The sequence below is a fragment of the Streptomyces sp. CB01201 genome (assembly GCF_002803085.1).
Classification (GTDB): Bacteria; Actinomycetota; Actinomycetes; order Streptomycetales; family Streptomycetaceae; genus Streptomyces; species Streptomyces hundungensis.
Genome location: NZ_NNBJ01000003.1, coordinates 453,491 through 477,432, shown reverse-complemented (window position 1 = coordinate 477,432; position 23,942 = coordinate 453,491). Strand labels below are relative to the sequence as shown.

General features: G+C 72.1%; 21 protein-coding genes and 1 pseudogene. 11 read left to right on the top strand and 11 right to left on the bottom strand.

The features are described 5' to 3' along the window. Nucleotides 1-11 precede the first annotated feature (11 nt). From CG740_RS10125 to CG740_RS10115, 3 genes and pseudogenes are all read right to left on the bottom strand, one after another. Nucleotides 12-911: pseudogene (locus tag CG740_RS10125) on the bottom strand (biotin/lipoyl-containing protein); the annotation flags it as partial. A 55-nt stretch (nt 912-966) separates the two neighbouring features. After that, nucleotides 967-2,355, bottom strand: a complete 1,389-nt coding sequence (gene lpdA, locus CG740_RS10120) for a dihydrolipoyl dehydrogenase (RefSeq protein WP_199846390.1) — start codon at nt 2,353-2,355, stop codon at nt 967-969. Nucleotides 2,356-2,688: 333 nt separating this feature from the next. After that, complete coding sequence (locus CG740_RS10115; protein WP_100574672.1) at nt 2,689-4,209, bottom strand: leucyl aminopeptidase; 1,521 nt, start codon at nt 4,207-4,209, stop codon at nt 2,689-2,691. Between the two features lie 311 nt (nt 4,210-4,520). On the opposite strand from CG740_RS10115, the gene CG740_RS10110 reads away from it, so the two are divergent. From CG740_RS10110 to CG740_RS10090, 5 genes are read left to right on the top strand one after another with little or no spacing between them, the layout of a single operon-like run. Beyond that, on the top strand, nt 4,521-6,554 hold the full coding sequence (locus CG740_RS10110) for a hypothetical protein (RefSeq protein ID WP_234376167.1): 2,034 nt from the start codon (nt 4,521-4,523) through the stop codon (nt 6,552-6,554). A 52-nt stretch (nt 6,555-6,606) separates the two neighbouring features. Beyond that, on the top strand, nt 6,607-8,157 hold the full coding sequence (gene pelF, locus CG740_RS10105) for a GT4 family glycosyltransferase PelF (protein ID WP_100574671.1): 1,551 nt from the start codon (nt 6,607-6,609) through the stop codon (nt 8,155-8,157). Further along, nucleotides 8,154-9,590: a hypothetical protein gene (locus tag CG740_RS40295; RefSeq protein ID WP_100574670.1), complete on the top strand. Its 1,437-nt coding sequence runs from the start codon at nt 8,154-8,156 to the stop codon at nt 9,588-9,590. Before pelF ends, CG740_RS40295 begins: the two co-directional genes overlap by 4 nt. A gap of 49 nt (nt 9,591-9,639) precedes the next feature. Next, the gene (locus CG740_RS10095; protein ID WP_100574669.1) at nt 9,640-10,257 is read left to right on the top strand and encodes a spherulation-specific family 4 protein; all 618 of its coding nucleotides are present in this window, start codon (nt 9,640-9,642) and stop codon (nt 10,255-10,257) included. Next, nucleotides 10,254-11,072 (top strand): endo alpha-1,4 polygalactosaminidase, encoded by an 819-nt coding sequence (locus CG740_RS10090; RefSeq protein WP_100574668.1) that lies wholly within the window; start codon nt 10,254-10,256, stop codon nt 11,070-11,072. The genes CG740_RS10095 and CG740_RS10090 overlap by 4 nt, the downstream gene beginning before the upstream one ends. Before the next feature lie 79 nt (nt 11,073-11,151). Here CG740_RS10090 and CG740_RS10085 read toward each other — a convergent pair whose 3' ends face one another. Further along, entirely contained in the window at nt 11,152-11,937 is a 786-nt protein-coding gene (locus CG740_RS10085) for an adenosylcobinamide-GDP ribazoletransferase (RefSeq protein WP_234376166.1), read from the bottom strand. 78 nt (nt 11,938-12,015) lie between these two features. Here CG740_RS10085 and CG740_RS10080 point away from each other — a divergent pair, with 78 nt between their 5' ends. Next, nucleotides 12,016-12,771, top strand: coding sequence for a hypothetical protein (locus CG740_RS10080; RefSeq protein WP_100574667.1), 756 nt, complete (start codon nt 12,016-12,018; stop codon nt 12,769-12,771). Here CG740_RS10080 and CG740_RS39590 read toward each other — a convergent pair. The 4 genes from CG740_RS39590 to CG740_RS10060 form a co-directional block, all read right to left on the bottom strand. Next, nucleotides 12,720-13,451 carry a hypothetical protein gene (locus CG740_RS39590; protein ID WP_159030263.1) on the bottom strand — a complete coding sequence of 244 codons (732 nt, stop codon included), beginning with the start codon at nt 13,449-13,451 and terminating at the stop codon, nt 12,720-12,722. The genes CG740_RS10080 and CG740_RS39590 overlap by 52 nt on opposite strands. After that, nucleotides 13,448-15,217 carry a phosphatidylglycerol lysyltransferase domain-containing protein gene (locus tag CG740_RS10070; protein ID WP_100574666.1) on the bottom strand — a complete coding sequence of 590 codons (1,770 nt, stop codon included), beginning with the start codon at nt 15,215-15,217 and terminating at the stop codon, nt 13,448-13,450. Before CG740_RS10070 ends, CG740_RS39590 begins: the two co-directional genes overlap by 4 nt. 78 nt (nt 15,218-15,295) lie before the next feature. Continuing rightward, nucleotides 15,296-16,381 carry a nicotinate-nucleotide--dimethylbenzimidazole phosphoribosyltransferase gene (gene cobT, locus CG740_RS10065; RefSeq protein ID WP_100574665.1) on the bottom strand — a complete coding sequence of 362 codons (1,086 nt, stop codon included), beginning with the start codon at nt 16,379-16,381 and terminating at the stop codon, nt 15,296-15,298. Nucleotides 16,382-16,411: 30 nt separating this feature from the next. Then, nucleotides 16,412-17,608: a bifunctional adenosylcobinamide kinase/adenosylcobinamide-phosphate guanylyltransferase gene (locus tag CG740_RS10060; RefSeq protein ID WP_199846389.1), complete on the bottom strand. Its 1,197-nt coding sequence runs from the start codon at nt 17,606-17,608 to the stop codon at nt 16,412-16,414. A gap of 79 nt (nt 17,609-17,687) precedes the next feature. Between CG740_RS10060 and CG740_RS10055 the strand changes: the two genes are divergently transcribed. Continuing rightward, on the top strand, nt 17,688-17,897 hold the full coding sequence (locus CG740_RS10055; RefSeq protein WP_100574664.1) for a hypothetical protein: 210 nt from the start codon (nt 17,688-17,690) through the stop codon (nt 17,895-17,897). 39 nt (nt 17,898-17,936) lie between these two features. On the opposite strand, the gene CG740_RS10050 is transcribed toward CG740_RS10055, so the two are convergent. The 3 genes from CG740_RS10050 to CG740_RS10040 all read right to left on the bottom strand — a co-directional run bounded on the left by CG740_RS10050 (nt 17,937) and on the right by CG740_RS10040 (nt 20,566). Continuing rightward, on the bottom strand, nt 17,937-19,034 hold the full coding sequence (locus CG740_RS10050) for a S1C family serine protease (RefSeq protein ID WP_100574663.1): 1,098 nt from the start codon (nt 19,032-19,034) through the stop codon (nt 17,937-17,939). Nucleotides 19,035-19,175: 141 nt separating this feature from the next. Continuing rightward, complete coding sequence (locus CG740_RS10045) at nt 19,176-19,910, bottom strand: class I SAM-dependent methyltransferase (RefSeq protein WP_199846397.1); 735 nt, start codon at nt 19,908-19,910, stop codon at nt 19,176-19,178. 59 nt (nt 19,911-19,969) lie between these two features. Continuing rightward, complete coding sequence (locus CG740_RS10040) at nt 19,970-20,566, bottom strand: DUF3043 domain-containing protein (RefSeq protein WP_100574661.1); 597 nt, start codon at nt 20,564-20,566, stop codon at nt 19,970-19,972. A 264-nt stretch (nt 20,567-20,830) separates the two neighbouring features. Between CG740_RS10040 and CG740_RS10035 the strand changes: the two genes are divergently transcribed. The 4 genes from CG740_RS10035 to CG740_RS10020 are packed head-to-tail and all read left to right on the top strand — an operon-like array spanning nt 20,831 to nt 23,869. After that, on the top strand, nt 20,831-21,625 hold the full coding sequence (locus CG740_RS10035; RefSeq protein ID WP_100574660.1) for a PspA/IM30 family protein: 795 nt from the start codon (nt 20,831-20,833) through the stop codon (nt 21,623-21,625). 19 nt (nt 21,626-21,644) lie between these two features. Continuing rightward, complete coding sequence (gene pspAA, locus CG740_RS10030) at nt 21,645-21,923, top strand: PspA-associated protein PspAA (protein WP_100574659.1); 279 nt, start codon at nt 21,645-21,647, stop codon at nt 21,921-21,923. Between the two features lie 36 nt (nt 21,924-21,959). After that, entirely contained in the window at nt 21,960-23,183 is a 1,224-nt protein-coding gene (locus tag CG740_RS10025; RefSeq protein WP_100574710.1) for a sensor histidine kinase, read from the top strand. After that, nucleotides 23,180-23,869 (top strand): response regulator, encoded by a 690-nt coding sequence (locus tag CG740_RS10020; protein ID WP_100574658.1) that lies wholly within the window; start codon nt 23,180-23,182, stop codon nt 23,867-23,869. Before CG740_RS10025 ends, CG740_RS10020 begins: the two co-directional genes overlap by 4 nt. Nucleotides 23,870-23,942: the final 73 nt, after the last annotated feature.

Here is a 23,942-nt window from a genome sequence, read left to right as displayed (position 1 = left end):
ACACCGGACTAAGAGGCGAGCTTGCGGACCAGCGGCGTGACGTACGCGCCGTCGTCACCGGAGGTGGCCGCGGGGGCGGCAGCCGGGGTGGCGGCCGGAGCCGGAGCGGCGGCCGGAGCCGGAGCCGGAGCGGCGGGGGCGGCCGGAGCGGGAGCCGGGGCCGGAGCGGCCGGAGCCGGAGCGGCCGGGGCGGGCGCGGGGGCGGCGGCCGGAGCCGGAGCCGGAGCAGCCGCGGGGGCCGGGGCGGCCGGAGCCGGAGCGGCGGCCGGAGCCGCGCCCGGGGCACCGATGACGGCGAGCTTGGCGCCGACCTCGGCGGTCTCGTCCTCACCGACGACGATTTCGAGCAGCACGCCCGCGACCGGAGCCGGGATCTCGGTGTCGACCTTGTCGGTGGAGACCTCAAGGAGCGGCTCGTCCTCGGCCACCTCCTCGCCGACCTCCTTGAGCCAGCGGGTGACGGTGCCCTCGGTCACGCTCTCGCCGAGCGCGGGGAGGACGACGTCGGTGCCCTCGGCGGAGCCACCGCCGGAGGCGGCCTCGGCCGTGGGGGCCGGGGCGGGGGTCTCGGCCTCGGTGGAGGGCGCGGCCTGCGGCGCGGGCGCCTCCTGGGCCGGGGCCTCCTGGGCCGGGGCCTCGGCGGCCGGAGCGGCCTGGGCCGCGGGGGCCCCGGTGCCGTCGTCGATGATGGCGAGCTCGGCGCCGACCTCGACGGTCTCGTCCTCGGCCACCTTGATGGAGGCCAGGATGCCGGAGGCGGGGGCGGGGATCTCGGTGTCGACCTTGTCGGTCGAGACTTCGAGCAGCGGCTCGTCGGCCTCGACGCGCTCGCCCTCGGCCTTCAGCCAGCGGGTGACGGTGCCCTCGGTGACGCTCTCGCCGAGCGCCGGAAGGGTTACGGAAACCGACATGGTTTCGGTTGCTCCTTACGAAATTGCGGAAGTGGTCGTCGCGCCCGAGGGGCTGTTAGTCGTGGGAGTGCAGCGGCTTGCCGGCCAGCGCCAGGTGGGCCTCGCCGAGCGCCTCGTTCTGCGTCGGGTGCGCGTGGATGAGCTGCGCGACCTCGGCCGGCAGCGCCTCCCAGTTGTAGATCAGCTGGGCTTCGCCGACCTGCTCGCCCATACGGTCACCGACCATGTGGACGCCGACCACGGCGCCGTCCTTGACCTGGACGAGCTTGATCTCGCCCGCGGTCTTGAGGATCTTGCTCTTGCCGTTGCCCGCGAGGTTGTACTTCAGAGCGACGACCTTGTCCGCACCGTAGATCTCCTTGGCCTTGGCCTCGGTGATGCCCACGGAGGCGACCTCGGGGTGGCAGTACGTCACCCGGGGCACGCCGTCGTAGTCGATCGGGACGGTCTTGAGACCGGCCAGACGCTCCGCCACCAGGATGCCCTCGGCGAAGCCGACGTGCGCGAGCTGGAGCGTCGGGACGAGGTCGCCGACGGCGGAGACGGTGGGCACGTTGGTGCGCATGTACTCGTCGACCAGGACGTAGCCGCGGTCCATCGCGACGCCCTGCTCCTCGTAGCCGAGGCCCTGGGAGACCGGGCCGCGGCCGATGGCGACGAGGAGGACCTCGGCCTCGAACTCCTTGCCGTCGGCCAGCGTGACCTTCACACCGTTGGCGGTGTACTCGGCCTTCTGGAAGAAGGTGCCCAGGTTGAACTTGATGCCGCGCTTGCGGAACGCGCGCTCCAGGATCTTGGAGCTGTTCTCGTCCTCGACCGGCACGAGGTGCTTGAGGCCCTCGATGACGGTGACGTCGGTGCCGAAGGACTTCCACGCCGAGGCGAACTCGACGCCGATGACGCCGCCGCCCAGGATGATCGCGGACTGCGGGACGCGGTCCAGGGTCAGCGCGTGGTCGGAGGAGATGATCCGGTTGCCGTCGATCTCCAGGCCCGGCAGCGACTTCGGCACGGAGCCGGTCGCGAGCAGGACGTGGCGGCCCTGGACGCGCTGGCCGTTGACGTCCACGGAGGTGGGGGAGGACAGGCGTCCCTCGCCCTCGATGTAGGTCACCTTGCGGGAGGCGACCAGACCCTGCAGACCCTTGTACAGACCCGAGATGACCTCGTCCTTGTACGCGTGGACCGCGTTGATGTCGATGCCCTCGAAGGTCGCCTTGACACCGAACTGGCCGGCCTCGCGCGCCTGGTCGGCGATCTCGCCGGCGTGCAGCAGGGCCTTCGTGGGGATGCAGCCGTTGTGCAGGCAGGTGCCGCCGAGCTTGTTCTTCTCGATCAGTGCGACGTCCAGGCCCAGCTGCGCTCCGCGCAGGGCCGCGGCGTAGCCGCCACTGCCACCGCCGAGGATCACTAGGTCGAAAACGGTGCTGGCGTCGTTCGCCACGTCACGTCCTCCATGCATGTGCGCCGGGCGCGGTCGTCGATGACCGGCGGCGGCTGGTGTTCGGCCGCTTATCTTCGGCCCTGTGGTGGGGGCCCTGTCCTGCCGAGAACCCATCTTCGCACTTGTTGACGGAAGGCGGGACGCGGGGCCGGGGTCTGAGACGGCTGATCGTCGGGCTCGGCGCCGCTCAGACGTCACTCCACCGCCGCGCGAAGACGTACGGATTTCATCTACAGCGAAATCCGGCCGAAGCGTGACGGTACGGAGTGTGAACACGGGCGGCCCCGGCGCGTATGCCCGGGGCCGCCCTGTGCGTCGGCTGTGGACGGGCTGTCAGCCGAGGTCGCCCGCGGCGGTGCGCTCCGCCAGACGGAGCAGGGTGCGCACCGAGGAGCCGGTGCCGCCCTTGGGGGTGTAGCCGTGCGGGGCGCCCTCGTTGTAGGCGGGGCCCGCGATGTCGAGGTGGGCCCAGGTGATGCCCTCGCCGACGAACTCCTTCAGGAACAGGCCGGCCACTAGGCCGCCGCCCATCCGCACGCCCATGTTGGCCAGGTCGGCGGTGGGGGAGTCCATGGTCTTGCGCAGGTTCGCGGGCAGCGGCATCGGCCAGGACTGCTCGCCGGACTCCTCGGCGATCTCGTGGATCGCGGTGCGGAAGGCGTCGTCGTTGGCCATGATGCCGAAGGTGTGGTCGCCGAGGGCGAGCACCATCGCGCCGGTCAGCGTCGCCACGTCGACGATCGCGTCCGGCTTCTCCTCGGAGGCCTTCCACAGCGCGTCGGCCAGGACCAGGCGGCCCTCGGCGTCGGTGTTGAGGACCTCGACGGTCTTGCCGCTGTACATGCGCAGCACGTCGCCGGGGCGGGTGGCGGAACCCGACGGCATGTTCTCGGCGAGCGCGAGCCAGCCGGTGACGTTCACTTCGAGACCGAGGCGCGCGGCCGCGACGACGGCGGCGAACACGGCGGCGGCGCCGCTCATGTCGCACTTCATCGTCTCGTTGTGGCCGGCCGGCTTGAGCGAGATGCCGCCCGAGTCGTAGGTGATGCCCTTGCCGACGAGCGCGAGGTGCTTGGCGTTCTTGGCGTGGGTGTAGGTGATCTTCACCAGGCGCGGCGGGTTCTCGGAGCCGACGCCGACGCCGAGGATGCCGCCGAAGCCGCCCTTCTCCAGCGCCTTCTCGTCCAGCACCTGGACCTTGAGGCCGTGCTCCTTGCCGGCGGCCGAGACCACCGCGGCGAAGGCCTCGGGGGTCAGGTCGTTCGGCGGGGTGTTGATGAGGTCGCGGGCGCGGTTCATCTCCTCGGCCAGTGCCAGGGAGCGCTCGACGGCGGCCTTGTGGGCCTTGTCGCGCGGCTTGGCGCCGAGCAGCGTCACCTCGGCGAGCGGCTCCTTGGCGTCCGGGCCGCGGTCCTGGTAGGCGGTGAAGGCGTACGCGCCGAGCAGGGCGCCCTCGCCGATCGCCTCGATGTCCTCGGCGGCCTCGATGGGCAGCGCGAAGGCGGCCTTCTTGAGGCCGTGCAGGGCGCGGGCGGCGTTGCCCGCGGCGGTGCGCAGCACTTCGGCGCCGTACGCCTCGTCCGCGGCGGGGACGGTGCCGAGGCCCACGGCGAGCACGAACGGGGCCTTCAGGCCGGAGGGCGACACGGCCTTGGTCACCTCACCCTCGGCACCCCGGGCGCCGAGGGTCTCCAGGACGGCGGCCAGCTTCCCGCCGAACGCCTTGTCCACGGCCTCGGCGCCGGGCGCGACGACCAGCCCACCCTTGGGGCCCGCGGCCTTGGCGACGCCGACGACGAGGGCGTCGGCGCGCAGCGTCGCCGCACCGGCAGTGCTGAGAGTCAGAGCAGTCACGGTGGTGAGATCTCTCTTCCTTGAGAAGCCTGGTGGCTTGTTCGACCGTCGGATGGGCCGGCCGGGACCCGGTACATCGTATTTCGGGCGGGTCGACCACCGGTCACGAGCCTACGCGCGGTGACGGCGTTCGATCGCGGTGGCCTTAATTCACTCATCCGTGGTGTCTCTTTCACGTTTGGCCCGCACGCTCGCTGAGAGCTCCGTCACACTCACCTCAATCAGGACAAGGGGCACCGCGCCCCTTTGCATCATCACCACAGGTTCTCCATGCGCGCTCCGCTTGTGGAGGACCCTACGAGGGGGGACATATGAAGGCGAAGGCCTTGAAACTGGGCAGATCGAGGGTCGCGCTCACCGCGCTGATGGCCGCCGGCCTGCTCTCCACGGCCATACCGGCCGCCAACGCCGCGGCCACGGTGCTGCCGCGGATCGATCTGAAGATGCTGGTGCTCGACGACGGCGGAAGCGCGGTCGGGGCCATCGTCGCCGAGCTGAAGAACACCGGAGTGCCGTACCAGACGGTCGCGTTGGGCGCCGCGGGGCGGCCGACCATCAACGCCGCGTTCCTCAGCGACAACATCGCGGGCCGCCCGCACGCCAAGTTCCAGGGCGTCGTCGCGCCCAACGAGATCCCGTTCGGCAGCGCCGCGGCCCCCGAGCAGACCGCGCTCGCCGCGTACGAGAAGACCTTCGGGATCCGCCAGATCGACGCCTACACCTGGGCCCACCCCGAGGTCGGGCTCGACTACACCGACCAGCCCGGCGGCTTCTCCGGTCCGCTGGACGGCGTCACGACGCAGGTCAGCGCGGCCGGCAAGGCGGGGCCCTTCGGCTATCTCGACGGCCCGCTCACCTTCGAGGACAACGACCCGACGGTGCCCGAGAGCTACGGCTACGCGGCCCACCCCCAGGCCGGCTTCACCAGCTACCTGGACGCCCCGAGCGGCGGCTCCATGCTCGGCCAGTACACCCACGACGGCCGCAGCGAGCTGGTCGTCACCTTCGCCTACAACCAGTACCAGCAGCAGTTCCAGGCGCTGGCCAAGGGCATGGTGGAGTGGGTCACCCAAGGGGTGCACCTGGGCCAGAGCCGCAACTACTTCTCGGTGCACGTCGACGACGTGTTCGCGCCGGACGCCCGCTGGGACAGCGTCCACAACTGCACCCCGGGCGACTTCGACTGCCCCGACGGCGGCACCGCGAGCACCGACATCCGGATGACCGCGGCCGACGCCCAGTACGCGGCCCAGTGGGAGGCCACCAGCGGGTTCACGCTCGACATGGTCTTCAACGCGGGCTCGGGCGAGGAGTGGAAGTCCGAGAACGGCGGCACCGACGCCCTCGCGGCCCAACTGCTCGCGGACAAGGCCAAGTTCCGCTGGATGAACCACACCTACACGCACGAGTTCCTCGGCTGTGTGCAGGACAACACCGTGGTGCCGTGGGTGTGCAAGAAGAACGCCGACGGGTCCACCCAGTGGATGAGCCGGGCCGACATCTCGTCCCAGATCTCGCAGAACTACAACTGGGCCGTCCAGAAGGGCCTCCCGGTCGACAAGAGCGAGATCGTCACCGGTGAGCACTCCGGCATGAAGGTGCTGCCGCAGCAGCCCGACGACAACCCGAACCTGGCCGGCGCCTTCGCCGACAACGGGATCAAGTGGGCGGGCAGCGACGCCTCGCGCGAGCCGGACCAGCGCGCGGTCGGCGCGACCCTCACCGTGCCCCGGCACCCGATGAACGTGTACTACAACGTCGGCAAGGCCGCCGAGATGACCGACGAGTACAACTGGCTGTACACCTCGAAGGCCAACGGCGGAAGCGGCATCTGCGAGAACAACCCGGCCTCGACCTGCATGACCGCGTCGCTGGACACGGCCACCGGCTACCAGTCGTACATCGTGCCCCGCGAGGCCAAGACCGCGCTCAGCCACGTCCTGTGGAACGACCCGCGGCCGCACTACGTCCACCAGTCGAACCTGGCCGAGGAGCGGATCCTCTACCCGGTGCTCGACAAGGTCCTGGCCGACTACAAGGCCCTGTACGCCGACAACGCCCCGATCGTGAACCTGCGCGAGAAGGACGCGGGAACCGAGTTCAGCCGCCGCGCGGCCTGGGACAAGGCGCTGGCCTCCGGTTCGGTGACCGCCTACCGGATCGGCACCGCGGTGACCGTGCAGGCTCCGAAGGGGGTGGCCGCACCGATCACGGCACCGCAGGGCACGCTCAAGCAACTGTTCATCGGCACCGCCGCGTTCGGCACGCCCTACGCGGGTGAGCGCTCCGACTGGTCCTCGCCCGAGGTGCTCCAGTCGGCGATCACGCTGAAGCTGCCAGCCTGACCAGCCGGCCGATCGTCAGTACCGCACGACCGCTTGTCCTGGGGGGACATCCATGCCGAGCAGTGGCCGTCATGTCACCATGCTCACGGAAGGCACATATCCGCATGTACACGGGGGCGTGAGCACCTGGTGCGACCAGCTCGTACGCGGCATGCCCGAGGTCGACTTCACCGTCGTCGCCCTCACCGGCAGCGGCCGTGAGCCGGTCGCCTGGGAGCTCCCGGCCAATGTCCGCCGGCACACGGCCTTCCCCCTGTGGGGGCCGCAGCCCGGCAGGCGTCGGCCGCTCCTCGGCAAGGAAAGGCGCCGGTTCACCGACACCTACGAGCGCTTCCTGCTCGCCCTGCTCGACCCGGAGTCCGGCTGCGACTTCGCCTCGGCCCTCTACGGTCTGGCGGAGCTGGCCCGGGACGGGCGGCTTTCGGCGGCGCTCCGCTCCGAGGCGGCCCTCAAGTCGCTGATGTGGATCTGGACCATGCCGCACCTGGCACTGTCCCGGGCGAAACCCACCGTGCACGACGCCCTGACGGTGACCGACCTCCTGGAACACGCACTGCGCCCGCTGTCCGCCCGCATTCCGGCGGACAGCGTGGCGCACGCGGTCAGCAGCGGCCTCGCCACGCTGCCCGCACTCGCCGCGCAGTACTTCGACGGGGTGCCGTTCCTGCTCACCGAACACGGCATCTATCTGCGCGAGCGCTACCTCGGCTACCGCACGGGCGACCACAACTGGCCCGTGAAGGCAGTGCTGTTGAGCTTCTACCGGGAGCTCAACACGCTCGGCTACCGCACGGCCGACCTCATCACGCCGTGCAACCAGTACAACCGCCGCTGGGAGGAGCGCGGAGGCGCCCCCTCCGAGCGCATCCGTACCGTCTACAACGGCGTCGACCCCGACCTGTTCCCGCACGCCGGACCCGACCCGGACGTCCCCACCCTGAGCTGGTGCGGGCGCATCGACCCGATCAAGGACCTGGAGACCCTGATCCGCGCGTACGCCATCGTCCGTGCCGAACTCCCCGACACCCGGCTGCGGTTGTACGGGGGAGTGCCGGCCGGCGGCGAGGAGTACCGGACCCGCCTGGAGAAGCTGGCCGCCGAACTCGGCGTCACCGACGGCATCTCCTACGAGGGCCGGGTCACCGATGTGGCGAGCGCGTACGCCTCCGGCAGTGTGGTGATGCTGTCCAGCATCAGCGAAGGCTTCCCGTTCTCGCTGATCGAGGCGATGTCCTGCGGCCGCGCCACCGTCTCCACGGATGTCGGAGGCGTACGTGAGGCGGCGGGCGAGGCGGGGATCGTGGTGCCGCCGCGCGAGCCCGCCGTGATGGCCGAGGCGGCCGTCGGGCTGCTCCGCGACCACGTACGCCGGGCCCGGCTCGGTGCCGAGGCGCGGCAGCGGGTGATCGACAAGTTCACCCTGCACCGCTCGGTGGACGGCTTCCGGCGGATCTACCGCGAGCTGGCCGGCGACCTCGAACCCGAGCGCGTACCGGCCGCCTTCGCGCCCGAGGACGACTGGACCCTGCAACTCGTCGGCCCCTGGTGCCGCGAGCTGTCCCGGGACGTCCCGGCCGCCCCCCTCGGCGGGGCCGCCCGGTGAACGGTTTCCCGCGGGCCGGCGGGGCCGGAGGGCGGGACACCCTGCCCTTCATCCCGCGCCAGCGCCCCGCCCGGCCGGCCGGCGGCGACCCCGTGTCCGAACTGGCCGAGCGCTTCGACGAGTTGATAGCCGTGGCCGTGCATCCGGACGAGATAGCCGCGATCATCGAGTCCGACGGCATGACCGACGCCCAGATAACCGCCCGCTACGGGCACCCCGACTCCTTCTCGCTCGCCGAGGCGCTCTACGACCGCGTGGAGCGCCGCTACCCGACGCCCCCCGCCCCGCCCCCCGAGCCCTGGCACACCCACCTCGGCTCGTGCCTGCTGCGCGGCCTGGTCTTCGCCCTGCCCGGACTCGCCTACGTCCTGGGGGCACCCCTGCTCGCCGGGCCCCGCGCCGCGTTCGGCCTGCCCGCCGGAACCGTTCCGCTGCTCGCGGGCACGGTCACCGGCTGGGTGTGGAACCAGTCGCTCTCGCACCGCGCGCACTCCTGGCTCAGCCTCGCCGACCGCCCGGCCGCCGTCCGCGCCCTGCGGCTCGGCGCACCGCTCGGGGCCGTCCTCAGCGCCCTGGCCGCGATCGCCGTGACCGGCCCCGGCGAACTGTCCGCCGCCGCGTTCGCCGCCGGCCAGTGCTGCTACCTCTCGGCGGCGACCGCCCTGCTCGTGCTCGGGCGTGAACGCCCCTTGTTCTGGGCCCTGTTGCCGCTGACCCTGGGGGTCGTGCCGGGGCTCCCGGCCGCCGCGGGGCCGCTGCTGCTGCTCGGCTCGCTGATCGCCGCGGTCACGCTCGCCGTGCTCACGCTGCGCCGCGAGGCGGCGGGGACCGGCCCGCACGGCGCCGTCTCGCCCCGGCTCGCCGCGTCCGTCCCGTACGGCCTGTTCGGGCTCGGCACCGGTGTCCTCGTGCTGTACGCCGCCCTCGGCGACATCTTCCGGCACGGCTCCACGGGCAGCGTCGCCGGGCCGTCCGCGGTCGCCCTCACGCTCAGCATGGGCCCCGCCGAATGGCTGCTGCACCGCTTCCGGGCCCGCAGTGCCACCGGCCTCCGGTTCACCCAGAGCGCACGGGGGTTCCGCGGCTCGGTCGTCACCACGGTGGCCCGCTGCCTCGGCGCCTATCTGGTGCTCCTCGCCGCGCTCGCCGAGGCGGGCACCCGGCTGTGGCCGGACGCACCGGCGCTGAGCGGGCTGCGCCTCGCCACCCTGCTCCTGATCGGCGCGGTGCTGTGGACCGGGCTGCTGCTCCAGTCGTTCGGGGCGGCGCCGGGCGCGGCCCTGGTGTGCTGCGCCGCGGCCGTCGCCCAGACCCTGGCACTCCTGCTGGGTGCGCCGCCGGCGGCCGGCCTGGTGGTGTCGGGGGCCGCGGCCGCGTTGCTGGCCGCGCTGGTCCCTGTCCTCCTGGGGAGGGCGACCGCCCACCGCCCATGAGATCGTCGCGGAGCACCCCGAGTACCCCGAGCATGCTGCGAGGAAGCACATGAGCAAGCTGCTGGTGCCCTATTACGAGCACCCGGCCGAGCGCCCCGACGCCTGGGACGCGCTGATCGCCGCCGCACCCTCGCTGTACGGAGTCGTCCTCAACCCGGCCAACGGACCCGGGAGTTCACCCGACGCGGCCTTCGCGGCGGTGGCCGGGCGGCTGCGCTCGGCGGGGGTGCGGGTGCTCGGCTACGTGGACACCGCCTACGGCGGCCGGCCGCCCCAGGAGGTGGTGCGCGAGGCGGCTCGCCACCACGACTGGTACGGGGTGCACGGGCTCTTCCTCGACCAGGCGGCCACCTCGGCCCGTCAGCTGCCGTACTACGCCGACCTGCGCACCGCGCTCGCCGCGACCTACGACACGTACGTCACGCTGGTCCTGAACCACGGTGCGGTCCCGCACCCCGGCTACGGCCGGATCGCCGACCTCCTGGTCACCTTCGAGGGGCCCTGGTCGGCGTACCGGCCGGCCGGGCGGCCCGGGCCCGACACCTGCCACCTGGTGTACGAGGCCCCGCCCGACGCGGTCGCCCAGGCGCCGGTCCACTGCCTGGTACCGGGTCAACTCCCGCACCCCTGGGGCACGTTGCCGCACCGCCTTGAGCCCGTCCGATGAGGCGCGCGCTCTGGCTGCTCCTCCCGCTGGTCCTGCTCGCGGCCTGCACCGGCTCACCGGACGGCCCGGGCGGGGACGGGGACGCCCGGGACACCGCGCCCCCGGCACCCTCCGGCCCGCACTGGCAGCCGAAGCCGGGCCTGACCTGGCAGTGGCAGCTCAAGGGCAGGCTCGACCCGACCGTCGACGCCCAGGTCTACGACATCGACGCCTTCGACCAGAGCGCGGCGGCCGTGGCCGATCTGCACCGCAGGGGCCGCAAGGCGATCTGCTACGTCTCGACCGGCGCCTGGGAGAACTGGCGGCCGGACGCCGGGCGCTTCCCGAAGACCGTGCTCGGCAAGGGCAACGGCTGGGACGGGGAGAAGTGGCTCGACATCCGCCGCACCGACGTCCTGGAACCACTGATCGCCCAGCGCTTCGACCTGTGCCGCGCCAAGGGCTTCGACGCCGTCGAGCCGGACAACATGGACGGCTACAACAACGACACCGGCTTCCCCCTCAAGGCCGCCGACCAGCTCCGCTACAACGAGCTGATCGCCCGCTTGGCCCACGACCGGCATCTCGCCGTGGGCCTGAAGAACGACCTCGACCAGATTCCGCAGCTCCTGGCCCACTTCGACTTCGCGGTCAACGAGCAGTGCGCCCAGTACCACGAGTGTGACCGGCTCACGCCGTTCGTGGCGGCGGGCAAGGCCGTGTTCCACGTCGAGTACGAGCTGCCCCCGGCCCGCTTCTGCGCCGAGTCCAAGAAGCTGGGGCTCAGCTCGATGGCGAAGAAGTACGACCTCCAGGTGTGGCGCGACCCCTGCTGAGCGCCGTGCCCGCAGCCTCGCGACCGGCCTCTCGGCCTTGAGGCCTCTCGGTCTCTGGGTCTCCGGGTCGCTCGGCCTCTCAGCCGAGCGTGAGGGCGACCAGGGTCACCGTGGCCGAGGCCTCGGCCACCGCCCCGAACACATCGCCCGTCACCCCGCCGAACCGCCGTACGCAGCGCCCGAGGAACCCCTCGGCCGCCGCGAGCCCGGCCGCCGCGGCGAGCGCGAAGTGCAGCGCGGACCAGGGGCCGAACGGCCACCCCGCGGCCGCGCAGGCCGCCGTCACCAGGGCGGCCACCACCAGGGCGCGCCGGCCCGGCACCGTGCCCGCCACGATCGCGCCGAGCCCGTCCGGGCGGGCCGCCGGCACGCCCCGGCGGGAGGCCAGGGTCAGCGCGGTGCGGGCGACCGCGGCCGCGACGACGGAGCCCACGGCGCCCCGGGCCCAGCCGTCCTGCTCGTACAGATGGGCCAGGGCCGCGATCTGGGCGAGCAGGCAGAACAGCAGGGTGATCACGCCGAACGGGCCGATGTCGCTCTGCTTCATGATGCGCAACGCGTCCTCGGCGGGCTTGGCGCTGCCGAGCCCGTCCGCGACATCGGCGAGCCCGTCCAGATGCAGGCCCCGGGTCAGCAGGGCGGGCGCGGCCGTGCTCACCACGCCCGCGAGCAGCGCCCCCGCCCCGAGCGCCCACAGCCCCGCGCCCGCGGCGGCCGCGCACAGGCCGACGGCGAGCCCGGCCAGCGGGGCCAGCGTCATCCCCGCGCGGGCGGCGGAGCGGTCCCACCGGGTGATGCGGGCGGGGAAGACGGTGAGGGTGCCGAAGGCGAAACGTACGCCGTGCAGGGCCTTGCTTGCGTTCACCCGGCGCAGGCTATCCCGAGCACTCCGGGCGGCCCCGACGGTAAATTGCGCATATCGGAGCAAACGGGAGCGGGTGGGATGGGTCACTGGTTCTACCGCAACATCACCGAGCCGGGGAAGCTCCCCATGCTGCTCGCGCTGGCCGCGTTCGTCCTGACGTTCCTGATCACGCGCTCCATCACCCGGCTGATCAGGGCCGGGCGCGGCCCCTTCCGGAACATCAGGCCCGGCGGCCTGCACATCCACCACGTGGTGCCCGGGGTCATCCTCACCGTGATCGGCGGCTTCGGCGCGGTCGGCAGCGGCCGGCACGGCATCGCGGCGTCCGTCTTCGCCGTCCTGTTCGGGATGGGCGCGGGCCTGGTCCTCGACGAGTTCGCGCTGATCCTGCACCTGGACGACGTGTACTGGAGCGAGAACGGGCGCAAGAGCGTGGAGATCGTGGTGCTCACCGCCGCCCTCATGACGCTGGTGCTGGCAGGCTTCTCACCGCTCGGCGTCAATGACGTGAGCCCAGGGGAGCGGCAGGACCGCGCCTCCTTCATCACCTCGATCGCGATCAACTTCTGTTTCGTGCTGGTCGCGCTGTTCAAGGGCAAGGTCAGGGTGGCGGTGCTCGGCATCTTCGTGCCGTTCGTGGCGCTGTTCGGCGCGATCAGGCTCGCCCGGCCCGGCTCCCCGTGGGCCCAGCGCTTCTACCGCAGACGGCCGCGGGCCAGGGCGCGGGCGGGTCTTCGGGCCTACCGGCACGACCGGCGCTGGTCCATGCCGCGCCGGCGCCTTCAGGACTGGATCGGCGGCGCACCCGACAAGCTCCCGGTGCGCCGCCCCTGATCATGGCGGTCGCGCCGCCGTTTCCTGCGGACCCAGGTGATCCAGCAGATCACCGCCACCGCGATCAGGGCCGCGATGTGCTCCTTGCCCGCGAGGTTGTTCTTGAGCACCACCTCGACGACCATCGAGCCCGCCACCACCCCGGCCGTCCAGTACGCCCGGTAGCGCCAGCACACGTACACCGCGAGGGCGACGACGGCCGCCGAGGGGCCGGTGTCGACCATCTCGGCGGCCGAGGCGGGAAGGCCGAAGACGCTGTCGGGGCCGATGTGGATGCCGACCCGGGCGTACAGGGTGCCGGCCAGGGTCGCGGCGTAGGCGATGAGCAGCATCCGGCCCCGCCCGATGCAGATCTCCGCGATGCCGAAGACGAGCAGCACCTGCGCCAGCGCTCCCCACACCGGCAGGTCGAGGGCCGGCACGAAGAGCGAGAACGGGGTGCGCAGGAGCGAGATCCACAGCGGGTAGTCGGCCTTGACCGAGCCGATGATCTGGATCGGTCTGAAGCCCCAGGACTGGTTCTGGATGAGCTGGAAGACCGAGGTGAGGACGACCGCCGAGAGCGTCAGCCAGATGGCCCGCCAGCGCTGGGTGCGCAGTGCGTACTTCACGGTCTTGTACAGGGGGCCCCACTCGCGCTCGGCGAACCGGAGCACCGTGCTCCGGACCCCTGTGCTCATCTCTGGGACTCCAGATGTCTGCGGTGCAGCCACTTGGGCAGGCCCGGTGCCTCCAGGAATCCCTCGGCGCGCGCGGACGCGATGGCGATGCGCGGCAGATCCGCACTCTTCTCGAACAAGGTGAACCGCGGCTCCCAGATCGGCCGGTACTTCGCGTTGGACCGGTAGAGGGACTCGATCTGCCACCAGCGGGAGAAGAAGCTGAGGAGCGAACGCCACAGCCTCAGCACGGGTCCTGCCCCGAGCTTCGAGCCGCGCTCGAAGACGGAACGGAACATCGCGAAGTTCAGTGAGACCTGAGTGATCTTGATCTCCTTGGCCCGCTGGAGGAGTTCGATCACCATGAACTCGATCAGGCCGTTCTCGGAGTCGCGGTCACGCCGCATCAGGTCGAGCGAGAGGCCCTCGGGGCCCCAGGGGACGAAGCTGAGCAGCGCCCTCAACTCGCCGTCGCCGTCGAAGCATTCGAGCATCATGCACTGGCCGTCGGCGGGGTCGCCGAGCCGGCCGAGAGCCATGGAGAAGCCGCGTTCGGTGGCGCCGTCGCGCCAGTCGTCGGCCTTGCGCAGGAGTTCGTTCATCTCTTGGGCAGGAATGTCCGCATGACGGCGGATCCGCACCTCGTACCCGGCCCTCTTCACCCGGTTGTACGCCTGGCGCACGGTCCGCATCGCGCGGCCCTCCAGGGTGAACTCGGCGGTCTCCACGATCGCCTCGTCGCCCATCTCCAGGGCGTCCAGGCCGTGCCGGGCGTAGATCTGCCCGGCCTCCTCGCTGGCGCCGGTGACGGCCGGGATCCAGCCGTGCGCGCGGGCCTCGGCCAGCCAGGGCTCGATCGCGCCGGGCCAGGCCTCGGGGTCGCCGATCGGGTCGCCGGAGGCCAGCGAGACGCTGTTGATGACGCGGTAGGTGACGGCGGCCTTGCCGGTCGGGGACCAGATGACGGCCTTCTCGCGGCGCAGCGCGAAGTAGCCGAGCGAGTCGCGCTCGCCCTGCTTGTCCAGGAGGGCCCGGAGCTTCTCCTCGTCCTCGACGGTGAGCGGGTCGACGGCCCTGCGGTTGCGGAAGGCCGCGTAGATGACCGCGATCAGGAGCAGCGTGGCCAGCACGTTGATGGTGACGTTGACCCAGCCGGGGGTGGTGACGCCCTGGGTGTGCCGGTCGTCGGGGACGAGGAACACCAGGCGCATCACGCCGTAGCGCCAGCGCCGCAGGAACGTCGACTGGTCGGTGCCGTCATAGGTGTTGGTGGCGCTGACCAGGACCGCCGCGATGAGCGAGGTGACGAGCAGGCCGCCGACGGCGGTGACGATCGCGGCCAGCGGGTTGGAGCGGTCGCCCTTGGCGTAGAACTCGCGGCGGCCCACCAGGAGGGCGAGCACGAACGCGGCGGTCAGGACGAGCGAGATCCAGTTCTGGGCGTAGCGGTGGATCTCCGGGAACGTCATGGCGAACACGAACAGCATCAGGAAGAGGCCGCCGAGCACCATGTTGAGGATCCAGGCGGCCCGCTTGCGGCGGCGCATGGTGACGGCGAGGAAGAGCGTGACGACACCGGAGGTGAACCCGGCTTCGAGCAGATACGGCGTGAAGTAGTCGTCGGTGTTGTGCCGCCGCAGCCCCTGGCCGAGGGTCACCCACACGGCACTGAGGAAGTTGATGAACGTGACCACGCGCAGGTACCAGACGGCGAACGCCGCCCCGGTGCGTGAGCGGGGGGTGCTCCGATTCGTTCCTTCAGTGGTGCTCAAGCGGACTTCTCCCATGAAACGCGATGATATGGGGGCAAAGCGTTTCACAGCGGCCGCAGGCGGAGCCGGGGAGGCCCCCGGCTCCGCCGTGACTCACGCGTCGCTGCTCTCCTCGGTGCTCTCCGCGCGCGGGTCGGTGCGCTCGGGCAGCTCCGCGGCCAGGGCGGCCGCGGCTTGTACGAGGGGAAGAGCGAGCAATGCCCCGGTTCCTTCGCCCACTGTGACGCCATGATCGAGCAGAGGGTTGAGCGCCATCCGGTCCAGCGCCTTCGCCTGGCCCGGCTCGCCGCTCAACTGGCCCGCCAGCCACCAGTCCGGAGCCCGGAAGGCCGCCCGCTGGGCCACCAGCGCACAGGCCGACGAGACGACCCCGTCCAGGATCACCGGCAGTCTGCGCACCGCACACTGCAACAGGAAACCGGTGGCGGCGGCAAGGTCCGCGCCGCCCACCGCCGCCAGAAGTTCGAGCTGGTCGCCGAGAACCGGCCGCGCCCGGCGCAGTGCGTCGCGGATCGCGGCGCACTTGCGCATCCAGGCCAGGTCGTCGATCCCGGCGCCGCCGCGCCCGGTGACCACCGAGGCGTCCGTGCCGCACAGCGCCGCGATCAGCACCGCCGCCGGGGTGGTGCCGCCCACGCTGAGGTCGCCGAGCACCACCAGGTCGGTGCCGGAGTCGGCCTCCTCGTCGGCGATGCGCATGCCGAGCCGGACGGCCGCCTCCGCCTCCTCGACGGTCAGGGCGTCCTCGATGTCGATGCGGCCGCTGCCGCGCCGCACCCGGTGGCGTACGACGTCCTCGGGCAGCAGGGCGGGGTCGCAGTCCAGGCCGGCGTCGACGACGCGGACCGAGGCGCCCTGGCGGCGGGCGAGCACCGCGACGGGGCTCCCGCCGTCCAGGACGGACCGTACGAGGGTGTGCGCGGAGGAGGCGGGGCGGGCCGAGACGCCGAGCCCGGCCACGCCGTGGTCCCCGGCGAAGAGGATCACGCGGGGGCGCTCGACGGCCCGGACCGGGTTGGCGTCCTGCGCCGCCGACAGCCAGGTGGCCAGCTCGTCGAGCCGGCCGAGCGCGCCGGGCGGCACGGTCAGCCGCTCCCGGCGTTCCTCGGCGTCACGCCGCACGCCGTTGTCGGGGCGTTCGATCAGATCGGAGAAGTCGTCCAGGTTCAGCCTGCTCATTTGCCGAACAGTACCGCCAGCGGGTGGACGTCAGCCGCGCAATGTGAGCGCCTGCCCCGCGACGACGAGCAGGACCTGCTCGCACTCGCCCGCGAACGCCGCGTTCAGGCGCCCCAGTTCGTCCCGGAACCGCCTTCCCGACGAGGTCGCGGGGACCACGCCCGAGCCCACCTCGTTGCTCACCGCCACCACCGTCCGCGCGGTGGACCGCACCGTCGCGACGAGTTCCTCCGTGCGCTCCTTCAGCGCGCGCTCGCCGCCCGCCGCCCACTTCTCGTCGTCCCAGGCGCCGACCCGGTCCATCGCGTCGGTCAGCCACAGTGCCAGACAGTCGATCAGGAGCGGCGGGCCTGGCTGGTCGAGCAGCGGCGCGAGCTCGCAGGTCTCCTCGGTACGCCAGGAGGCGGGCCGCCTCTCGCGGTGCAGGCCGACCCGCGCCGCCCACTCCGCGTCGCCGTCCCGGCCGCCGCCCGTCGCCACGTAGACGACGCCGGGGAAGCCCGCCAGGCGCCGCTCGGCCTCCACCGACTTGCCGGAGCGGGCGCCGCCCAGGACGAGCGTGCGGCGCGGCAGATCGGGCACCGCGTGGTACTCGCCGACGATCAGGGTCGTGCCGTCCGGCACCGCACGTGCGCCGAGCGCGGCGAGCCGGCGCTCCAACTCCCGCCCGGGTGGGACGTCGTGGTCGATGTGCACGGCGATCACATCGGTCGCCGGACCGATGCCGCCGGCCGCCCGCAGCCGCGCGAGCGCGTCCGGCCGCCCGGACACATCGGCCACCACCATGTCGTACGGCCGCACTTCGGCCGGGCCCGCGGGGGCGCCGCCCGGTGGCAGGTAGAGGAGCCGCTCGCCCTCGGGGGACGTCACCTCGTAGCCGGTGCCCGGCGAGTCCAGCGGCACGGCGCGGACCCGGTGCCCGCTGATCAGCGTCAGCCTGCGACCGTCCGGCACCCGGCCCGCCGCGGGCAGGCCGGCGGGCAGCTCCACGGCCGGTCCGTCGTGCGGATGGGTGAGCAGCACCTGGCGCACCCCGGCGAGCGAGTGCCCGGCGCGCGCGGCGGCGAGCGCCGCGCCCGGGGTGAGGTCGAGCAGCAGCGCGCCGTCGACGAGCAGGGCGGTGGCGGCGCGGGCGTCCTTGCCACGGGCGAGGGCGCACGCGGCGCAGGGACAGTCGGGGCGCGGCAGGCCGGCGGGGGCCCCGGTGCCGAGGAGAGTCAGTTCCACACCCACGATCCTCCCGCGTCGGCGGCCCTCTTGCGCGCCCGGTTACGCTGCGGGCAGCAACGTGACCCAGGAGGCGGACATGGCGTGGACGTGGCGTTTCGAGAAGTCGGACGGTACGGAGGTCGAGCCGGCGGTGGCGCCGGAGGAGTTCACGACCCAGGGGGATGCGGAGTCCTGGATCGGCGAGGTGTGGAAGGACCTGCTCGAAGGCGGGGCCGACCAGGTGTTCCTCTTCGACGACGGCACCAAGATCTACGGCCCGATGAGCCTGCACGCCGAGCAGGTCTGACGGGCGGGCCGGGGGCGCACGCGGCGCCCCCGGCCCCGCTCAGATCTCGCCGAGCGTGACCTCGGCCGTCTTCTTCGCGCCGTCGCGCGTATACGCCACCGTGACCTTCTGGCCCGGTTTGTCCGCGGCCAGCGCCTCCGTCAGCGAGGTGATGGTCGAGATCTCGGTGTCGTTGAGCTTGGTGATGATGTCGCCCGCCCGCAGACCGGCCTTGGCCGCCGCCCCGTTCGCCGGGGCCTGCACGACCGCGACCCCGGCGGGCTGGTAGCCGGCGTTCACCACGGTGCGGCCGGTGATGCCGAGCGCGGCCCGGCCCGAGTCGGTCACCTTGCCGCTCTTGATGATCTGGTCGGCGACCGTCTTGACCATCGACACCGGAATGGCGAAGCCGATCCCGGGGGCCGCGCTGCCGCCCATGTCCGGGTCGGTCGCGGCGAGCGTCGGAATACCGATGACCTCGCTGTCCAGGTTCACCAGGGCGCCGCCGCTGTTGCCCGGGTTGATCGCCGCCGAGGTCTGCACCATGTTGGCGATGGTGGCGCCGGTCCCGCCGCCCGCACTGCCCTCGGAGACGGTGCGTCCGGTCGCGGAGACGATGCCCTGGGTGACGCTGGAGGACAGGCCGAGCGGCGAGCCCATCGCCAGCACGATCTGGCCCATCTCGACCTTGGCGGAGTCGCCGAACCGCGCCGCCTTGAGCCCGCTCGGCATCGAGTCGAGCTTGATGACGGCGAGGTCCTGCTCGGGGTAGGACGACACGAGCCGCGCGGTGATCGCCGTACCGCTGCCGGACGTCGACACCTTGAAGGTGCGCTCGTTGCCGACCACGTGCGCGTTGGTGACGATGTGCCCCTGGTCGTCGTAGACGATCCCGGACCCGAGGCTGTTGGACGCGTCGATCTGCACGACGGACGGCAGCACGTTCTTGATGACCCGCTGGTAGTCGCTCTGGAGGCTGTCGGTGACGCCGGAGCCGTTGCGCTGGGCCGACGGGGAACTGGCGGACGGACTGGCCGACTTGGGCACCGCGGCCGTGCTGCCGCCCGAACAGCCGCCCAGCAGGGCGACGGTGGCGACGGCGGCGGTCAGCGGCAGCACCGCACGGCGCACCCGGCCGGGGCGAAGAGATGCATCCATGGCAGGAGTATCCCTTTGGTCCGAAATGACGGCCTGTCGGTGAGCCCGATCAGGTACCGGGGTCCCGGGGCCGGGGCCCGTTCGGCGGATACCCCGGCCCAAGACTGTTAGCCGGGGCCCGGTCCGGCGGGGCCTGGGGGCTCAGCCCCGTACGCCGAAGAGGTGCAGCAGCGCCGCGGTGTGGCGGTAGGGGTCGGTGCGGCCGGCTCGGTCCTCGGCGGCGAGCAGCCGCTCCAGCTCGTCGGCGGCCGGAAGGTCCGTGGCGTTGGAGACGTTGTCGGTGAACACCCGCACCCCGTACCAGGTGTGCAGCGGGGCCGCGATCCCGTCGAGCGTGCGGGTCAGCACGGCGAGCCGGTCGGCCCGCACCGGCAGGCCGAGCCGGTTGGTGTACGAGTCCGAGTCGAAGGCGGTGAGGGCGCCCGCCCAGTCACCGGCGAGCCCGGGCCGCATGGCGAGCGCGTCCGCGTTCCGCACCAGGAGCGAGAGGAGGCCGCCGGGGGCCAGCATCCGGGCCAGGCCCGCGAGCATGGCGTCCGGTTCCTCGACGTACATCAGGACGCCGTGGCAGAGCACCACGTCGAAGGAGCCGGGCAGGAAGTGCACGCCGGTCTCGCGGCCGTCGCCCTCGATCAGGCGGACCCGCTCACGGATGCCCTCCGGCTCGGTGGCCAGCGCCTCGCGCGCCACCTTCAGCATCGCGGCATCGGATTCGAGCCCGGTCACCGAATGCCCGGCGCGGGCCAGGCGCAGGGCCTGGGTGCCCTGGCCCATGCCGACGTCGAGGACGCGCAGGCGCTGGCCCACCGGGAAGCGCCCGGCTATCTGCTCGTCGAGATGACGGGCCACGAGCTCCTGGCGGACCACATTGCGCAGCCCGCCGAGGCCCTTCAGCCAGGCGCCGGAGGCGCCGGTGAACCCGGACGGCTTCCCGCTCAGGGCCGCTCTCCGCGCTTGACCTGCGGCTTGGGCAGCCGCAGCCGGCGCATCTGGAGCGTGCGCATGAGGCCGTACGCGACGGCGCCCTTCTTCGGCTCGTCCGGGAAGCGGGCGGCGAGCGCCCTCTTGAGCCGGAAGGCGAGGCCGATCGAGTCGAGCACGATGAGCACGATCACCACGAGCCACAGCAGCAGAGAGAGGTTCTGCAAGCTGCCGATCCGGATCATCGAGAGCACCAGGATGATCACCGCGAGCGGCAGGAACATCTCGGCCACCGAGAACCGGGAGTCGACGAAGTCACGGGTGAACTTGCGCACCGGGCCCTTGTCACGGGCCGGCAGATAGCGCTGGTCACCATTGGCGAGGGCCTCGCGCTGCTTGGCCATGTCGACCCGGCGGGCCTCGCGCTGGCGCTTGGCGGCCTCCTTGCGGTCGGTCGGCACGGTCGAGGCACGGCGCCGCTGGGTCTGCGCCTCACTCCGCTTGGGAGTGGGGCGCCCCTTGGGGGCCTCGGGGTCGCGGGGCGCTTTGGAGAGGTCCGCCGTCACCTTGTCGGTGGGGGCCTTCTCTGCGTTGGAACGGCTACGGAACACAATCCCCAAGGGTACGGGGTACCCGGCATGGACCCCAGGCCGGTGGGGAACGATCCCACAACGCCTTGCGTCCTCACAGGTGGCCGATGCACTGTTCCCCCGAGGTTCACCTACTCCCTGCGCCGGATCGGCGGTGGACACAGTCGTCCTTGGGGATGAGCGCATCGGCGCCCGAACAGTGCGGTAATGGATGCAGGGCCCGTACTGTGGGTTCTGTTGCAGCAGCTGGAGCTGGAGTCCGTCAGAAGGGGGCGCGCGAAGCCCATGAGCGGTGTCATGAAGCGTATGGGGATGATCTTCCGCGCGAAGGCGAACAAGGCCCTTGACCGGGCCGAGGACCCTCGCGAGACCCTCGATTACTCGTACCAGAAGCAGCTGGAGCTGCTTCAGAAGGTACGCAGGGGAGTCGCCGACGTGGCGACCTCCCGCAAGCGGCTGGAACTACAGCTCAACCAGCTGCAGAACCAGTCCACCAAGCTGGAGGAGCAGGGGCGCAAGGCCCTCTCGCTGGGCCGTGAGGACCTGGCCCGCGAGGCCCTGTCCCGCCGCGCCTCGTTGCAGCAGCAGGTCACCGACCTGGAGACGCAGCACCAGACGTTGCAGGGCGAGGAGGAGAAGCTCACCCTTGCGGCCCAGCGCCTCCAGGCCAAGGTCGACGCCTTCCGCACCAAGAAGGAAACGATCAAGGCGACGTACACGGCGGCCCAGGCGCAGACCCGGATCGCCGAGTCCTTCTCGGGCATCTCCGAGGAGATGAGCGACGTCGGCATGGCCATCCAGCGCGCCGAGGACAAGACCGCGCAGCTCCAGGCGCGGGCCGGCGCGATCGACGAACTCCTCGCCTCGGGCGCCCTCGACGACCAGTCGGGGCTCGCCAAGGACGACATCCAGACCGAGCTGGACCGGCTGTCCGGTGGTACGGATGTAGAGCTGGAACTGCAGCGGATGAAGGCCGAGCTGATGGGCGGCGAGTCCGGCGGGAAGCAGGCCATCGAGGGCGGCGCCGCCGCTCCTCAGGACAAGGCCCCGCAGCAGAGCCCGCGCTTCGACAAGCAGTGACGAGCGGCAGGAGACGTTCATGATCGTCCGGATCATGGGGGAGGGCCAGGTGAAGCTGGCGGACGGCCACTTCACCGAGCTCAACAAGCTCGACGACGAGCTCCTCGCTCAGATGGAGGAGGGCGACGAGGGCGGCTTCCGCCGCACCCTGGGCGAGCTCCTGGACGCGGTGCGCCGCCTCGGCGAGCCGCTTCCCGACGACTCCCTGGAACCGTCCGAGCTGATCCTTCCGAGCCCGGACGCCAGTCTGGACGAGGTCAAGGAGATGCTCGGCGACGACGGCCTCATCCCGGGCTGACGGGGCGGGGTCCCGGCCCCCTTACGGTAGGTGACCGTGACCCCCATCGACCGTGCCCGCCCCTGGCTCAAGGCGCATCCGCTGGCCCTGGACGCCGCCCTCGCGCTCGGCGTACTGATCTGCATGGTCCTCGGCTCCTTCGCCGACCCGCACGGACCGAACGGGCCGACCTTCGGCACCCGTACGCCGGGGCTCCGTTCGCTCGTTCTGATGGTTCTGGGAGCCGGGGCGCTGGTGCTGCGGCGGCGCCGGCCCATGGAGGTGCTCGGCTGCACCGGCGCGCTCGCCATGGTCGAGCTGAGCCTGGGCGACCCGCCCGCGCCCGTCGCCATGAGCGCCGTCGTCGCGCTCTACACGGTCGCCGCCCACACCGACCGCCCCACCACCTACCGCGTCGGCGTGCTCAGCGTCGTGGTGCTCACCGGCACGGCCATGCTCTTCGGTACCCCGCCCTGGTACTCCCAGGAACACCTCGGGATCTTCGCCTGGACCGGCATGGCCGCGGCCGCCGGGGACGCCGTGCGCAGCCGGCGCGCCTTCATCGACGCGATCCGCGAGCGCGCCGAGCGGGCCGAGCACGGCCGCGAGGAGGAAGCCAGGCGCCGGGTGGCCGAGGAGCGGCTGCGGATCGCCCGCGATCTGCACGACGTGGTGGCCCATCACATCGCCCTGGTCAATGTGCAGGCCGGTGTCGCCGCGCACGTCATGGACAAGCGGCCCGACCAGGCGAAGGAGGCGCTCGCCCATGTGCGCGAGGCCAGCCGCTCGGCCCTGAACGAACTCCGGTCCACCGTCGGCCTGTTGCGCCAGTCCGGCGACCCGGCCGCCCCCACCGAGCCCGCCCCCGGGCTCGCCGTCCTGGACGACCTGCTCGGCGGCTTCCGGCGCGCGGGGCTGCCCGTGGAACTCGCCCGCACCGACGACGCCCCGCTGCCGGCCGCCGTCGACCTCGCCGCGTACCGGGTCATCCAGGAGGCGCTCACCAATGTGCGCAAGCACGCGGGGCCGGGCGCCAAGGCCGAGGTGAGCGTCGTACGGGTGGGGCCGCACACCGAGATCACCGTCATCGACAACGGCACCGGCACCGGCGGCGCGGACAGCGACGGCGGCGGCCACGGCCTGCTCGGCATGCGCGAGCGGGTCACCGCCCTCGGCGGCAGCTGCACCGCCGGACCCCGCTACGGCGGCGGCTTCCGCGTACAGGCGATACTGCCGGTCAAGGCCGCGGAGACCGGGGCCACGGGGGAAGGCACGTCATGACCATCACGGTGGTACTCGCCGACGACCAGGCGCTGCTGCGCTCGGCCTTCCGGGTCCTGGTGGACTCCGAGCCGGACATGGCGGTCGTCGGGGAGGCGGCCGACGGGGCCGCGGTCGTCGACGTGGTCCGCGCGACCCGGCCGGACGTGGTCCTGATGGACATCCGGATGCCCGGCACCGACGGTCTCGCCGCCACCCGCGCCATCACCGCCGACCCGGCCCTGGCCTCGGTCCACGTGGTGATGCTGACGACGTTCGAGGTCGACGAGTACGTGGTGCAGTCGTTGCGCGCCGGCGCCTCGGGCTTCCTCGGCAAGGGTGCCGAACCCGAGGAGCTGCTCGGCGCGATCCGGGTCGCCGCGGCCGGCGAGGCGCTCCTGTCACCGGCCGCGACCAAGGGCCTGATCACCACTTTCCTTGCCCAGGGCGGCAGTTGGGACGGCGGCGTCGAGGACCCGCGACGACACGGCGAGCGGCTCGCCACGCTGACCGTCCGCGAGCGCGAGGTCCTGGTCCAGGTCGCGGGCGGCCACTCCAACGACGAGATCGCCGAGCGCCTCGCCGTCAGCCCGCTCACCGTCAAGACCCATGTCAACCGGGCGATGGCCAAGCTGAGCGCCCGCGACCGGGCCCAATTGGTGGTAATCGCCTACGAATCGGGGCTTGTCCGTCCACGGGTGGACTGAAGGGTGGAGTGCGGCGTACTGCGGCTGCGGTATGCGCGGGATAAGGAAAGGGACCTGGGAGCGAGGAATCGAA

Coding starts and splice junctions, on each gene's coding strand:
- pelF (WP_100574671.1), top strand. CDS start 6,607: ATGCCGAGCAGTGGCCGTCATGTCACCATGCTCACGGAAGGCACATAT.
- CG740_RS39590 (WP_159030263.1), bottom strand. CDS start 13,451: ATGAGCACAGGGGTCCGGAGCACGGTGCTCCGGTTCGCCGAGCGCGAG.
- CG740_RS10090 (WP_100574668.1), top strand. CDS start 10,254: ATGAGGCGCGCGCTCTGGCTGCTCCTCCCGCTGGTCCTGCTCGCGGCC.
- CG740_RS10055 (WP_100574664.1), top strand. CDS start 17,688: ATGGCGTGGACGTGGCGTTTCGAGAAGTCGGACGGTACGGAGGTCGAG.
- CG740_RS10020 (WP_100574658.1), top strand. CDS start 23,180: ATGACCATCACGGTGGTACTCGCCGACGACCAGGCGCTGCTGCGCTCG.
- CG740_RS10080 (WP_100574667.1), top strand. CDS start 12,016: ATGGGTCACTGGTTCTACCGCAACATCACCGAGCCGGGGAAGCTCCCC.
- pspAA (WP_100574659.1), top strand. CDS start 21,645: ATGATCGTCCGGATCATGGGGGAGGGCCAGGTGAAGCTGGCGGACGGC.
- CG740_RS10070 (WP_100574666.1), bottom strand. CDS start 15,217: ATGGGAGAAGTCCGCTTGAGCACCACTGAAGGAACGAATCGGAGCACC.
- CG740_RS10110 (WP_234376167.1), top strand. CDS start 4,521: ATGAAGGCGAAGGCCTTGAAACTGGGCAGATCGAGGGTCGCGCTCACC.
- CG740_RS10095 (WP_100574669.1), top strand. CDS start 9,640: ATGAGCAAGCTGCTGGTGCCCTATTACGAGCACCCGGCCGAGCGCCCC.
- cobT (WP_100574665.1), bottom strand. CDS start 16,381: ATGAGCAGGCTGAACCTGGACGACTTCTCCGATCTGATCGAACGCCCC.
- CG740_RS10050 (WP_100574663.1), bottom strand. CDS start 19,034: ATGGATGCATCTCTTCGCCCCGGCCGGGTGCGCCGTGCGGTGCTGCCG.
- CG740_RS10035 (WP_100574660.1), top strand. CDS start 20,831: ATGAGCGGTGTCATGAAGCGTATGGGGATGATCTTCCGCGCGAAGGCG.